General features: G+C 69.2%; 12 protein-coding genes. All 12 read left to right on the plus strand.

What is annotated here, in order from left to right; translation table 11 throughout:
* Nucleotides 1–42 precede the first annotated feature (42 nt).
* The 12 genes from ACTZQ5_RS07725 (at nucleotide 43) to ftsZ (ending at nucleotide 13,704) form a co-directional block, all read left to right on the plus strand.
* Nucleotides 43–1,440: a UDP-N-acetylmuramoyl-tripeptide--D-alanyl-D-alanine ligase gene (locus tag ACTZQ5_RS07725; protein WP_443584594.1), complete on the plus strand. Its 1,398-nt coding sequence runs from the start codon at nucleotides 43–45 to the stop codon at nucleotides 1,438–1,440.
* On the plus strand, nucleotides 1,441–2,511 hold the full coding sequence (gene mraY / locus ACTZQ5_RS07730) for a phospho-N-acetylmuramoyl-pentapeptide-transferase (RefSeq protein WP_443584595.1): 1,071 nt from the start codon (nucleotides 1,441–1,443) through the stop codon (nucleotides 2,509–2,511).
* Nucleotides 2,508–3,803: a UDP-N-acetylmuramoyl-L-alanine--D-glutamate ligase gene (gene murD / locus ACTZQ5_RS07735; protein ID WP_443584596.1), complete on the plus strand. Its 1,296-nt coding sequence runs from the start codon at nucleotides 2,508–2,510 to the stop codon at nucleotides 3,801–3,803. Before mraY ends, murD begins: the two co-directional genes overlap by 4 nt.
* Nucleotides 3,803–5,044 carry an FtsW/RodA/SpoVE family cell cycle protein gene (locus ACTZQ5_RS07740; RefSeq protein ID WP_443584597.1) on the plus strand — a complete coding sequence of 414 codons (1,242 nt, stop codon included), beginning with the start codon at nucleotides 3,803–3,805 and terminating at the stop codon, nucleotides 5,042–5,044. The genes murD and ACTZQ5_RS07740 overlap by 1 nt, the downstream gene beginning before the upstream one ends.
* On the plus strand, nucleotides 5,029–6,183 hold the full coding sequence (gene murG, locus ACTZQ5_RS07745; protein WP_443584598.1) for an undecaprenyldiphospho-muramoylpentapeptide beta-N-acetylglucosaminyltransferase: 1,155 nt from the start codon (nucleotides 5,029–5,031) through the stop codon (nucleotides 6,181–6,183). Before ACTZQ5_RS07740 ends, murG begins: the two co-directional genes overlap by 16 nt.
* Nucleotides 6,184–6,334: 151 nt before the next feature.
* The gene (murC, locus tag ACTZQ5_RS07750) at nucleotides 6,335–7,738 is read left to right on the plus strand and encodes a UDP-N-acetylmuramate--L-alanine ligase (protein ID WP_443584915.1); all 1,404 of its coding nucleotides are present in this window, start codon (nucleotides 6,335–6,337) and stop codon (nucleotides 7,736–7,738) included.
* Nucleotides 7,735–7,935 (plus strand): hypothetical protein, encoded by a 201-nt coding sequence (locus ACTZQ5_RS07755; RefSeq protein WP_443584599.1) that lies wholly within the window; start codon nucleotides 7,735–7,737, stop codon nucleotides 7,933–7,935. The genes murC and ACTZQ5_RS07755 overlap by 4 nt, the downstream gene beginning before the upstream one ends.
* 11 nt (nucleotides 7,936–7,946) lie before the next feature.
* Nucleotides 7,947–8,936 carry a UDP-N-acetylmuramate dehydrogenase gene (murB, locus tag ACTZQ5_RS07760; RefSeq protein WP_443584916.1) on the plus strand — a complete coding sequence of 330 codons (990 nt, stop codon included), beginning with the start codon at nucleotides 7,947–7,949 and terminating at the stop codon, nucleotides 8,934–8,936.
* On the plus strand, nucleotides 8,933–9,871 hold the full coding sequence (locus ACTZQ5_RS07765) for a D-alanine--D-alanine ligase (RefSeq protein ID WP_443584600.1): 939 nt from the start codon (nucleotides 8,933–8,935) through the stop codon (nucleotides 9,869–9,871). Before murB ends, ACTZQ5_RS07765 begins: the two co-directional genes overlap by 4 nt.
* Nucleotides 9,868–10,797: a cell division protein FtsQ/DivIB gene (locus ACTZQ5_RS07770; protein WP_443584601.1), complete on the plus strand. Its 930-nt coding sequence runs from the start codon at nucleotides 9,868–9,870 to the stop codon at nucleotides 10,795–10,797. Before ACTZQ5_RS07765 ends, ACTZQ5_RS07770 begins: the two co-directional genes overlap by 4 nt.
* Nucleotides 10,797–12,059: a cell division protein FtsA gene (gene ftsA / locus ACTZQ5_RS07775; protein ID WP_443584602.1), complete on the plus strand. Its 1,263-nt coding sequence runs from the start codon at nucleotides 10,797–10,799 to the stop codon at nucleotides 12,057–12,059. The genes ACTZQ5_RS07770 and ftsA overlap by 1 nt, the downstream gene beginning before the upstream one ends.
* Before the next feature lie 124 nt (nucleotides 12,060–12,183).
* Complete coding sequence (gene ftsZ / locus ACTZQ5_RS07780) at nucleotides 12,184–13,704, plus strand: cell division protein FtsZ (protein ID WP_443584603.1); 1,521 nt, start codon at nucleotides 12,184–12,186, stop codon at nucleotides 13,702–13,704.
* Nucleotides 13,705–13,824 lie beyond the last annotated feature (120 nt).

Below are 13,824 nucleotides of genomic sequence, written 5' to 3' on the forward strand. Positions count from 1 at the left end.
GCCTGTGGCTGGTATCCCTCCCCGTGCCGGGGAGGATGTAGGATGCTCTGGACCGCAGGCGAGATCGCCGCTGCGACCTACGGCATCGCCTCCGCCGATTTCGCCGCCACCGGCGTCGCCTTCGACAGCCGCGAGGTCGGGCCGGGCGACCTGTTCGTCGCGCTGACCGGGGAGAGCACCGATGGCCACCGCTTCCTGCCCCAGGCATTCGCGCAAGGTGCGGCCGGGGCGATCGTCTCCGTCGACACGCCCCATCCGCACGTCCGCGTCGCCGAGACCTTCGCGGCGCTGAACGACCTCGGTCGCGCGGCGCGGGCGCGGATGGCGGGCACGGTGATCGGCGTCACCGGATCGGTCGGCAAGACCAGCGCCAAGGAGGCGCTGTTCGCCGCGCTCGACCGGTCGCTGCCGGGTGAGGTGCACCGTTCGGTCAAGAGCTACAACAACCACACCGGCGTACCGCTCAGCCTCGCCCGCATGCCGCGCGACACACGGGTCGGCGTGTTCGAGATGGGGATGAACCATCCCGGCGAACTCGCCGCGCTGACCCGCATCGTCCGCCCGCATATCGCCATCGTCACCGCTATCGCGCCGGCACATACCGCCTTCTTCCCCGACGAAAGCGCCATCGCCGACGCCAAAGGCGAAATCTTCCAGGGCCTTGAGCCCGGCGGGACGGCGATCGTCCCCTTCGACAGCCCGCACCGCGACCGGCTGATCGCCGCCGCCGCCCCGTATGCCGGCCGCACCGTGACCTTCGGCCTGCGCAAAGGTGCGGACGTGCGCGCCGTGGAGGCGATGCGGCTGCCCTCCGGCGCCTCCTTCGTGACGGCGAAGCTGGGGGAGCGCGAATTGTCCTTCACCCTGTCGCAGCCGGGCATGCATTGGGTATCCAACGCGCTCGCCGTGCTGGCGGCGGTCGAGGCGGCGGGCGGCGACCTCGCACGGGCCGGCCTTGCGCTGGCCGAGATGGGCGGCCTCGCGGGGAGGGGGCTGCGGTTCATGGCGCCCGCAGCCGGCGGCGACATGCTGGTGATCGACGAAAGCTACAACGCCAACCCCGCCTCGATGCGCGCGACGCTTGCCGTGCTGGCGGAGGAGCCGGGCCGCCACCTCGCCGTGCTCGGGGAGATGCGCGAACTGGGCGATGCCTCGCCCGATTATCATGCCGGGCTTGCCGAACCGATCCTCGCTGCAAACGTCGAAACGGCGCTGCTCGTCGGCGAAGCGATGGCGCCACTGGCGCAAGCCCTTGAGGGACGCATCGAAGTCATGCATGTGGCCGACGCTGCGACAGCGCTCGGCCGGCTGAAAGACCTGGCCCGCGCCGGGGACGCGGTGCTCGTCAAAGGGTCGAACGGGGTCGGGCTGTCGCGGATCGTCGCAGGGCTCCGGGGCGCAGGTGATGCGATCGGTGATCGCATGGGGGTCAAAACGTAAATGCTGTACTGGATCGCCGAGCATCTGGGCTTCACCGGATTGCTGAACCTCATCCGCTACCAGTCCTTCCGGACGGGTGCGGCGGTGGCGACCGCGCTGCTGATCGGCCTCATCATCGGCCCCCGCTTCATCGGCTGGCTGCGTGTCCGCCAGGGCAAGGGGCAGCCGATCCGTGCCGATGGCCCGCAGACGCACCTCGCCAAGCGCGGCACGCCGACGATGGGCGGGCTGATGATCCTCACCGCCATGGCGCTGTCGATCCTGATCTGGATGGATCTCGCCAACCCCTACGTCTGGGCATGCCTGTTCGTGACATTGGGCTTCGGCGCGATCGGGTTCCTCGACGATTACGACAAGGTGCGCAAGGCGAGCACCGCCGGCGTCTCCGGCCGCACGCGCCTGCTGCTCGAATTCGCCATCGCCGGCATCGCCTCATGGATTATCATGGGGCAGAACGGGCCGCACCTGTACCTGCCATTCACCGATCGCCTGTACCTCGACCTCGGCTATTTCTTTCCGGTGTTCGCGGCCTTCACCATCGTCGCCTTCGGCAATGCGGTGAACCTCACCGACGGGCTCGACGGGCTGGCGACGATGCCGGTTATCATCGCCAGCGTCGCCTTCATGCTGATCGTCTATCTGGCGGGCAACGTGAAGTTCGCGACCTACCTCGGCATCCCGCACGTGCCGGGCGCGGGCGAACTCGCGATCTTCTGCGGCGCGGTGATCGGCGCCGGCCTTGCCTTCCTGTGGTTCAATGCGCCGCCCGCCGCGGTGTTCATGGGCGATACCGGCAGCCTCGCCCTGGGCGGTGCGCTCGGCACGATCGCGGTGGTCGCGCACCACGAGATCGTGCTCGGCATCGTCGGCGGCCTGTTCGTGGTGGAGGCGCTCAGCGTCATCATCCAGGTGTTCTTCTACAAGCGCACCGGCAAGCGCATCTTCCGCATGGCGCCGATCCACCACCATTTCGAGCAATTGGGGTGGAGCGAGCCGACGGTCGTCATCCGCTTCTGGATCATCAGCCTGGTGCTGGCGCTCGCCGGCCTCTCGACGTTGAAGCTGCGGTGATCGTCTCGGCCGCCTGGAAAGGGCAACGCTACGCGGTGCTGGGGCTCGCACGCTCCGGCCTCGCCACCGTGCGGGCGCTCGCTGCGGCGGGTGCGTACGTCGTGGCCTGGGACAGCGACCCCGCCGCGCGCGGGCGGGCGGGGCAGGTCGACGGCGTGATCGTCCACGACATCGCCGAACTCGATCTCACCGGCGCGGCCGGCCTCGTCGTCTCGCCCGGCGTGCCGCTCAATACGCATCCGATCGTCGCCCGAGCGCGCGAGGCGGGGGTGCCGGTGATCGGCGATATCGAACTGTTCGCGCAGGCCCGTGCCGCGCTGCCACCGCACAAGGTGGTCGGCATCACCGGCACCAACGGCAAGTCGACGACGACCGCGCTGGTCCACCACATCCTCCAGACCGCAGGCCTGCCGACGCTGATGGGCGGCAATATCGGGCTGCCGATCCTGGAGCAGGCGCCCTTGCCCGACGGCGGCGTCTACGTGCTCGAACTGTCGAGCTACCAGATCGATCTCACCCAAAGCCTCGACTGCGATGTCGCGGTGCTGCTCAACGTCACGCCCGACCATCTCGACCGCTACGACGGGTTCGAGGCCTATGCCGCCTCCAAGGCGCGGCTGTTCGCGATGCAATCGGCGGAGCACGACGCGATCGTCGGCATCGGCGACACGCCCTCGGCGCAGATCGCGCGGGGCCTGTCGGCCCGTGGCGAGCGCCTCACCAAGATCGCGCCGGGCGTGTGCATGGACCAGTCGCGCTGGCCGGCGTTGCAAGGGCCGCACAATGCCCAGAACGCGCTCGCCGCCATCGCCGTCGTCAAGGCGCTGGGTGTCGCGGAGGCGGACATCGATCGCGGCCTCGCCAGCTTCACCGGCCTGCCGCACCGCATGCAGACCGTGGCGACGCGCAACGGCGTCACCTTCGTCGACGACAGCAAGGCAACCAATCCCGAGAGCGCCGCCCCGGCCCTGGGCGCCTTCGACCGCATCCACTGGATCGTCGGCGGCAAGCGCAAGGGCGACGACCTCGACGCGTGCGCGCCCTATTTCGATCGGATCGCCGCCGCCTACACGATCGGCGAAGCGGGTGCGCTGTTCGCCGACCTGCTGACCGGCAAGGTCCCGCACGTCGAGCAGAGCGGTGACCTCGCCAGCGCCGTCCGGGCCGCCGCCGCTGCCGCCAGGCCCGGAGAGGTCGTGCTGTTGTCGCCGGCCTGTGCTAGCTTCGACCAGTTCCGCGATTACGAGGAGCGCGGCGCCGCGTTCCGCGCGGCGGTGGAGGCACTGGGCTGATGGCGACACGGACGGACACCGGCGTGCCGGTGCAGGATCGCGACACGCTGATCGCCAAGGTCAAGCGCCGCGGCGGGCGGGGTGACCGCTCGCCGCTCGGCACCTGGTTCTGGGATATCGACCGGATGCTGCTGCTGCTGACGCTGTTCCTGATCGCGATCGGCCTAATCGCGGTCGCGGCGGCGAGCCCGGCGACCGCGGTGCGCTATTCCGGCGAGCATCACAAATTCACGCCCCTCTATTATTTCTGGCGGCAGCTGATCTGGGTCGGCGTGTCGCTGCCGGTCCTGTTCGGCGTGTCGATGCTGCCGGTGCCGCTGGCGCGGCGGCTGGCATTGGTCGGCGCGGCCGTGCTGATCGCCTGTCTCGCGCTGACGCCCTTCGTCGGCAACAGCATCAACGGCGCGCGGCGCTGGATCGGCTATGGCTTCGCCTCGTTCCAGCCGTCCGAATTCCTCAAGCCGCTGTTCATCGTAACCGTCGCGTGGCTGCTGTCGTTGAAGGCGAAGGACCCGGAATTGCCGACGGTGCTCATCACCGGCGCGATGACCGGGCTGATCGCGGTGCTGCTGATGCTGCAGCCCGATTTCGGCCAGACGGTGATCTTCTGCACCGTGTGGATGGCGCTGCTGATGATCGCGGGAACGCCGATGCGCGTGCTCGGCGCGATCGTCGGCATGGTGCCGGTCGGGCTCGTCGCGGCCTATATGTTCTACGGCACGGCGCGTAACCGCATCGACGCCTTTCTCTTCCCCGGCGTCGAGGGGGAGGGCGCGAGCGACCATTTCCAGACCAACGCGGCGCATGCGACGATCACCAGCGGCGGCTGGACCGGCACCGGCCCCGGCGGCGGCACCGCCAAATTCGGCCTGCCGGAGGCGCATACCGACTATATCTTTTCCGTGATCGGCGAGGAATTCGGGCTGATCGCCTGCGCGATCATCGCGCTGGTCTTCCTCGCCATCGTCGTGCGCGTGTTCGTCAAGCTGCTCGACGAGCAGGACGAATTCAAGCTGTTGGCCGCCAGCGGTCTCGCCGTGCAGTTCGGCGCGCAGGCGCTGGTGTCGATGGCGGTCAATACCGGGCTGGCGCCGTCCAAGGGCATGACGCTGCCGTTCATCAGCTATGGCGGATCGTCGATGATCGCGCTGTCGATCGGCATGGGGTTGCTGCTCGCCTTCACGCGGCGCAATCCGTTTCTGACGCGCAGTCCCTATGTGGTGAGATGGGGTTCGAATTGAGCAAGCATTACGTCCTCGCCGCCGGCGGCACGGGCGGACATATGGTCCCCGCAGCGGCGCTGGCGGAGGAGCTGACCCGGCGCGGCCATCGCGTCGCGCTGGTCAGCGACGCACGCGGCGTGCGCTTCCCCGGCCTGTTCGACAACGTGCAGACCCACGTCCTGCCCGCCGGCCGCTTCCAGGTGAAGAAGCCGCAGGGCTGGGCGAGCGCGATGCGCGAGATGTGGCGCGGCCGGGCGATGGCGCGCGAACTCTATCGCACCTTCAAGCCCGCCGCGGTGATCGGCTTCGGCGGCTATCCCGCGTTCCCGGCGCTGCTCGCCGCCTTCGCCGACAAGATCCCCACCGCGGTGCATGAGCAGAATGCGGTGCTCGGCCGGGTCAACCGCCTCGTCGCGGGACGGGTGGGCGCGATCGCCACCTCCTACACGCTGACCGAACGGCTCGCCGCCAAGCACGAGCGCAAGGTCCACCTCGTCGGCAATCCGGTGCGCGAGGCGGTGCTCGCGCTGCGCACGCGTCCCTATCCGCTGCTCGAGGAGGACGGGATCTTCCGCGTCCTCGTCACCGGCGGCAGCCAGGGCGCGAGCGTGCTCAGCCAGGTGGTGCCGGATGGGCTTGCCATGCTGCCGGTCACCTTCCGCCGCCGGCTGCAGGTGACGCATCAGGCGCGGATCGAAGATATCGACGCGGTGCGCGCGCAATATGCCGAGCACCAGATCCCGGCGGAGCTTGCCACCTATCTGCCCGACATGCCCGAACAGCTCGCCTGGGCGCATCTGGTCATCGCCCGCGCCGGCGCATCGACCATCGCCGAGCTGACCGCGGCGGGCCGCCCGGTGATCCTGGTGCCGCTGCCGTCGGCGACCGACGACCACCAGACCGCCAACGCGCGCGAGATCACCAGGGCGGGCGGTGCGCGCACCATCCCGCAGCCCGAATTCACCGCCGTGGAGCTTGCCAAGCAGATGCAGAAACTGGGGCTGGACCCCGCCGCGCTCGAAAATGCCGCGGTCCGCGCCAAGAGCGTCGGCCGCCCGAACGCGGTGCGCGACCTTGCCGACCTCGTCGAGAGCCTGGATGCGCCGGTTTCGCGGCTGCCGGTGGGCAAGCCGGTGCGCAAGGCGGCCTACGCATGAGGGGGGAAGCACACATCCTCCCCGGCACGGGGAGGGGGACCGCCGACCGGAGGTCGGTGGTGGAGGGGCAGCCCCGCACGCTGGTCCTGCTTGGCTGCCCCTCCGTCAGCCTGACGGCTGCCACCTCCCCGTCCCGGGGAGGATCGTTATGATCCGCGGCGTCGCGACCGACATCGGGCCGATCCATTTCGTCGGCATCGGCGGCATCGGCATGTCCGGCATCGCGGAGGTGATGAAGAACCTCGGCTATACCGTGCAGGGATCGGATGTCGCCGAAGGCTATGTCGTGCAGGGCCTGCGCGACAAGGGCATCGCGGTCACCATCGGCCATGCCGCCGCCAATGTCGCCGAGGCGGCAGTGGTCGTCACCTCCACCGCGATCACGCGCTCCAATCCGGAGGTCGAGGCGGCGCTGGAGCGGCGCATCCCGGTGGTGCGCCGCGCCGAGATGCTCGCCGAGCTGATGCGCCTCAAGCAGACGGTGGCGGTCGCCGGCACGCACGGCAAGACCACGACGACCTCGATGGTCGCGGCGCTGCTCGATGCCGGCGGGATCGATCCCACGGTCATCAATGGCGGCATCATCAACAGCTACGGCTCCAACGCCCGCCTCGGTGCCAGCGACTGGATGGTGGTGGAGGCCGACGAGAGCGACGGCAGCTTCCTGCGCCTAGACGGCACGATCGCGGTCGTCACCAACATCGATCCCGAACATCTCGACCATTACGGCAGCTTCGACGCGGTGAAGGACGCCTTCGTCGAATTCGTCGAGAACGTGCCCTTCTACGGCGCGGCCTTGCTCTGCCTCGATCATCCCGAGGTGCAGAACGTCCTGCCGCGGGTGCGCGACCGCCGTGTCGTCACCTATGGCTTCTCGGCGCAGGCGGACATCCGCGGCGTCAACGTCACACCGGTGCCGGGCGGTAACCGCTTCGAATGTATCGTTCGCGAGCGCGACGGTACGACGCGCTCGATCGAGGGCATCGAATTGCCGATGCCCGGCCGGCACAACGTCCAGAACGCGCTCGCCGCGATCGGCGTGGCGCTCGAACTCGGCATTCCGGATGCGACGATCCAGCAGGGCTTCTCGGCGTTCGGCGGCGTCAAGCGGCGCTTCACCAAGGTCGGCGAGGTGGCCGGTGCCACCGTCATCGACGACTACGGCCACCATCCGGTCGAAATCCGCGCCGTACTCGCCGCCGCGCGTGAGGGCGCGAAAGGCCGGGTGATCGCCGTCGTCCAGCCGCACCGCTATTCGCGACTCGGCAATCTGATGGAGGAGTTCCAGACCGCGTTCAACGACGCCGATCGCGTGCTGGTGACGCCGGTCTATGCCGCCGGCGAGGCGCCGATCGAGGGCGTCGATGCGCAAGCGCTGGTCGATGGATTGAAGCGCCGCGGCCACCGTTCGGCGGCGACTGTCGCCGACGCCGAGGCCCTCGCCGACGAACTCGCCGCGACGATCCAGCCCGACGACATGATCGTCTGCCTGGGTGCGGGCGATATCACCAAATGGGCGGCGGGCCTCGCCGCCGCGATCGGAGAGCGGCGATGAACGACTGGTTCGATGCGAGCCTGAAGCTCCAGAAGCAGATGCTCGACGCGCAACGCAAATCGCTGGAGGCGGGCGGCCACGCGGTCGGCGCCGGCGAGGCCATGGTCCAGGCGCAGGAGGCGACGCGCAAGGCCGCGGAGGCGAATCTCGCCGCTTTCCAGGCGTGGACGCGATTGTGGGGCGTCGGGCCGTGGTAGGGAATGGGGTGATCGATCGCCTCCCCGATGTTCGCGGCCGGCTGACCGAAGGCGCGCCGTTGGCGCCGCTCGTCTGGTTCAAGGCGGGCGGGGCGGCGCAGTGGCTGTTCGAGCCCAAGGACGCCGACGACCTTGCCGAGTTCCTGCGCGGCCTCGATCCGGCGGTGCCGGTGATGGCGCTGGGGCTGGGATCGAACCTGATCGTCCGCGACGGCGGCGTGCCGGGCGTGGTGGTGCGGCTCGGCAAGGCGTTTGCGCAGGTCCAGCGGCTCGATGCGACCACGCTGCGCTGCGGCGGCGGCGCGAGCGGCATCCTCGTGTCCTCGACCGCGCGCGATGCGGGCATCGGCGGCGTCGAATTCCTGCGCTCGATTCCCGGCACGGTCGGCGGCTTCGTACGGATGAACGGCGGTGCCTACGGCCGCGAGGTCAAGGACGTGCTGGTCGAATGCGACGTGGTGCTGCGTTCGGGCGAGCGGCGCACGCTGAGCCTCGCCGATCTCGGCTATACCTATCGCCACAGCGAACTGCCCGCAGGGGCGGTGGTGATCGCCGCGACCTTCCGCGGCCATCCCGCCGAACCCGCGGCGATCGGCGCGGAGATGGACCGGATCGCCGCGGAGCGCGAGGCCTCGCAGCCCTTGCGCTCCAAGACCGGCGGCTCGACCTTCAAGAACCCGCCCGGCCACAAGGCCTGGGCGCTGGTGGATGCCGCCGGCTGTCGCGGCTTGCGTCGTGGCGAGGCGCAGGTATCGGAGAAACATTGTAATTTCCTGCTCAACCTCGGCGGCGCGAGCGCTGCGGACATCGAGGCGCTGGGCGAAGAGGTGCGAGACAGAGTGAAGGCGCATGCGGGTGTGACGCTGGAATGGGAAATCCAGCGGGTGGGTGAGTTCCCCTCCCGCTCGCGAGAGGGGATAGGGGAGGGCCTGTCCGCAGGCGACGTTGCTTCTAATCAGGCCCTCCCCCAGCCCCTCCCGCAAGCGGGAGGGGAGCTATGACCCTCCACATCGCGGTCCTCATGGGCGGCTGGTCCGCCGAACGTCCCGTTTCGCTCATGTCGGGCAACGGCTGTGCCGATGCGCTCGAATCGCTCGGCCATCGCGTCACCCGGATCGACATGGGCCGCGACGTCGCCGCGCGGCTGGCCGAGGCGCAGCCCGATCTCGTCTTCAACGCCCTCCACGGCTCGCCCGGCGAGGACGGCAGCGTGCAGGGCATGCTCGACCTGATGGGCATCCCCTATACGCATTCGGGCCTCGCCACGTCGGTGATCGCGATCGACAAGGTGTTGACCAAGCAGGTGCTGGTCCCGGCCGGCGTGCCGATGCCGGGTGGCCGCATCGTCAAGTCCGCCGATATCCACGAGCGCGATCCCTTGCAGCGCCCCTATGTGCTGAAACCGATCAACGAAGGCTCGTCGGTCGGCGTCGCTATCGTCACGGACGACGGCAATTACGGCAACCCGATCGGGCGCGACGTGAAGGGGCCGTGGCAAGAGTTCGACGAACTGCTGGCCGAGCCCTATGTGCGCGGACGCGAGCTGACCACGGCGGTGCTGGGCGACCGGGCGCTCGGCGTGACCGAGTTGAAGCCCAGAAACGGCTGGTATGATTTCGACGCCAAATACACCGACGGCCTGACCGAACACGTCTGCCCGGCCGACATCCCCGACGCGATCGCCGACGCCTGCAAGCGGCTGGCGCTGGAGGCGCATCGCCTGCTCGGCTGCAAGGGCGCCAGCCGCTCCGATTTCCGCTGGGACGACGAGCGCGGCGTCGACGGACTGTTCCTGCTGGAGGTCAACACCCAGCCGGGCATGACGCCCTTGAGCCTCGTCCCCGAACAGGCGAAACATATCGGGATGAGCTATCCCGAACTGGTCCAGGCGATTGTTGACGAGGCTCTCGCCGACGCACGGGCGCGCGCGGGATGAGCCGCACGATCAAGCGCGGGCCGCCGCCCAAGCGGCCGGGCGCGCGGCGCAAGCAGCCGGTGCGCAAGGTCGGGCTGTTCGAACGCGGGATCGCGGCGCTGCCGGTCAGCGAGGATACGATCCGCAAGGCGGCGACCTGGACGATCACCGGCGGCGGGATCGCCGTGGCACTGGCGGCGCTGACCTGGATCGGCATCCCCGGCATGATCGGCACCGCCATCGCCGAAGGAGCGGGCGCGGCGGGATTCCGCGTCGAGCAGATCGAGGTGACAGGCCTCAAGCGGATGGACCGGATGAGCGTCTATGCCGTCGCGCTGGATCAGCAGAGTCGCGCGATGCCCCTCGTCGATCTGGAGGCGGTGCGCCAGAAGCTGCTGCGCTATGGCTGGATCGCCGATGCGCATGTCTCGCGCCGGCTGCCCGATACGCTGCTGGTCGATATCGTCGAGCGGACGCCGGCGGCGGTGTGGCAGGACAACGGCCAGCTGACGCTGATCGACAAGAACGGCGTGCTGCTGGAGCCGGTGCGGCCGGAGGCGATCCCCGACCTGCCGCTGGTGATCGGTCCGGGAGCGGACCGGCAGGAGGCGGGCTATCAGGCGCTGCTCGCCGCCGCGCCGGCGCTGAAACCGCGGGTCAAGGCGGCGACGTGGATCGGCAACCGCCGCTGGGATCTCACCTTCGACAGCGGCGAGACGCTGGCGCTGCCCGAGGATGGCGCGCCGGCGGCGCTGCTCAAGTTCGCCGAGCTGGACGGGTCGCGGCCGCTGCTCGGACGGGGCTGGATGCGCTTCGACATGCGCGATCCCGCCAAACTGGTCGCGCGCAAGCCGGGGGCGAGCATGGCGCATAACGTGCCGGACCCGAGCGAAACCACCACGCCGCCGGCAACGACCGACGGCGGGGCAACGGGGGCAGAGGGATAATGGCAAAGGTCGCGCCCGAAGGGCTGATAACCGCGCTCGACATCGGATCGTCAAAGGTGTCGGCGATGATCGCGCAAAAAGGCGATGGCGGCGAATTGATCGTGCTCGGCACCGGCCAGCGTGAGAGCCGCGGCGTCAAGCGCGGCTATATCGCCGACATGGGCGCCACCGAAGCGGCGGTGCGCGAAGCGGTGGAGCAGGCCGAACGCATCGCCGGCATCAACATCGAGAACGTCTGGGTCGGCTTTTCCGCCGGCGGCCTCGTCAGCGACGTCGCCGAGGTCGAGTTCGAGCTGGGCGGCCACCGCGTCGAGCAGCAGGATATCGACGCGCTGCTCGCGGCCGGGCGCAATTCGATCGACCCGCAGGGGCGGATGGTGCTGCACGCGCAGCCCGCGCTCTACACGCTCGATGGCCTCACCGGGGTCAAGAAGCCGCTCGGCCTGCACGCCGACCGGCTCGGCGTGCATATCCACGTCGTCGCCGCGGATGGGTCGCCGGTGCGCAACCTCGACCTGTGCGTCCGCTCCGCGCATCTGGAGGTGAAGTCGATCATCGCCGCGCCGGTGGCGACCGGCCTTGCCTGCCTCAGCGAAGAAGAGCGCGAACTGGGCGTCGCGCTGGTCGAGATGGGGGCGGGGATCACCAATGTGTCGCTGTTCGCCGGCGGCATGCTGGTCGGGCTATGCTCGATCCCGATGGGCGGCCAGGACATCACCGACGACATCGCCAGCGCCTTCGGCACCCGCCGCGCCCAGGCGGAGCGGATGAAGTGCTTCCACGGTTCGGCCAATGCGTCCCCGCGCGACAATCACGAGATGATCCCGGTGATGCCGATCGCCGCCGAAGACGACGTGCATGGCGGCATGCAGATCACCAAGGCGCAGCTGATCGGCATCGTCCGCCAGCGGCTCGAACATCAGATGGATGAGATCCGTAAGGCCTTGAGTCATCTCAAGTTCGAAGGGCCGGTCGGGCGCCAGGTGGTGCTGACCGGCGGCGGTGCGGAATTGAAGGGTATCGCCGATTACGCGCAGCAGGCGCTCGGTCGTTCGGTGCGCATCGGCCGGCCGCGCGGTTTGACCGCTCTGCCCGAAGCGCATGGCGGCCCGGCGTTCGCGACCTTGGCGGGGCTCGCTTTCTATGCTGCGGCCGATCCGATCGATTTGCGCGGGGTGGCGCCGCAGCAGACCACGGTCCATCGGCAGAAGGGCATGGGCATGGTTCGCAAGCTGATTCAGGCGGCTCGGGCGAATTATTGAGCTTTGGTGGTGGCTCACGCGCTTTTTTCGTGGAACCGCGTGATTCGTTGAGGCAAAAGGTTAATCAGGGTCCCGGCGCGTTTTTCCGGGTGTCGGTCCGGGCAGGGGCGGAGAAAGTCAGGTCATGAGCATCGAATTCATCACTCCGGAGGTCGACGAACTGACCCCGCGCATCGCGGTCATCGGCGTCGGCGGCGCGGGCGGCAACGCCATCGCCAACATGATGCGCGCCGACGTGCAGGGCGTCGACTTCCTCGTCGCCAACACCGACGCGCAGGCGCTGAAATCGTCGATCGCGCCGCAGCGCATCCAGCTCGGCGCGAAGATCACGCAAGGGCTCGGTGCCGGATCGCGGCCCGAGATCGGCCGTGCGGCGGCCGAAGAGACGATCGACGATCTTGCCAAGCGGCTCGAGGGCGCGCACATGTGCTTCATCGCCGCCGGCATGGGCGGCGGCACCGGCACCGGCGCGGCGCCCGTCATCGCCAAGGCCGCGCGCGACATGGGCATCCTGACCGTCGGCGTGGTCACCAAGCCGTTCAGCTTCGAGGGCAACCGTCGCGCCAAGAGCGCCGACGGCGGCATCGAGGAACTGCAGAAGTATGTCGATACGCTGATCGTCATCCCCAACCAGAACCTCTTCCTGATCGCCAATGCGAACACGACCTTCAAGGAAGCGTTCGAAATGGCGGACGAGGTGCTGCAGCAGGGCGTGCGCGGCATCACCGACCTGATGGTCATGCCCGGCCTCATCAACCTCGACTTCGCCGACGTCCGTTCGGTGATGCAGGAAATGGGCAAGGCGATGATGGGCACCGGCGAGGCGTCCGGCGACAACCGCGCGCTGGAGGCGGCGCAGAAGGCGATCGCCAACCCGCTGCTCGACGGCGTCAGCATGCAGGGCGCGAAGGGCGTCATCATCTCGATCACCGGCGGCGACGACATGCGCCTGCTCGAGGTGGACGAGGCGGCGAACCACATCCGCGACCTGGTCGATCCCGACGCCAACATCATCTGGGGCTCGGCATTCAACCCGGAGCTGGAAGGCCGCATCCGCGTGTCGGTGGTCGCCACCGGCATCGATTCGGACGCGAAGCCCGGCGTGCCGGCACCGGCGCCCGAGGCGGCGCGTTCGTTCAGCTTCGGCACCGGCCGCAAGACCGACGACAGCACCTCGTTCCGTCCGAGCACGCCGGCCGCCGCTGCGTCGGACGCTGCGCCTGCTTCCGCGCCGGCGCCATCGGTGTCCTTCACTGCGCCGGCCACCGCCGACCCCGCGCCGCTCGACCTCGATGCGGCCGATGCGGTGAAGGGCGATAGCGCCGACGCGGCGGATGACGAACTGGTGCTGGGTGCCGAGACGATCGTTCCGCAGCAGCCTCGCGCCTATGCCGAAGAGCCCGCCGCCGCCGCACCGCGCGCCCCGGCCCCGGCTCCGGAAGCCGGCCGCCGTCCGTGGATCGCGCCGGGCAGCGACACCGCCGCCGCACCCGACGCCGCGCCGCAGCCGCGCGTCAAGCTGGGCGGCACCTTGTTCGAGCGTATGTCCAACGCCGCACGCGGCCCGGCGCGCGACGAGGGCGCGGGCGATGCCAAGGACCCGATCGACATCCCCCGTTTCCTGCACCGCCAGAACAACCAGTAAGCACGGCCCGTCAGGCCAGAGCCGTAGGCCCGGCGGCTTCGGCTCTGACCTCCCCTTCGTCATCCCGGCGTTCGCCGGGGTGACGAGAGGCCCTGGATCACGACACACAGTGTGACCGCC

It is taken from the genome of Sphingomonas cellulosilytica, assembly GCF_052321755.1.
Lineage (GTDB): Bacteria > Pseudomonadota > Alphaproteobacteria > Sphingomonadales > Sphingomonadaceae > Sphingomonas.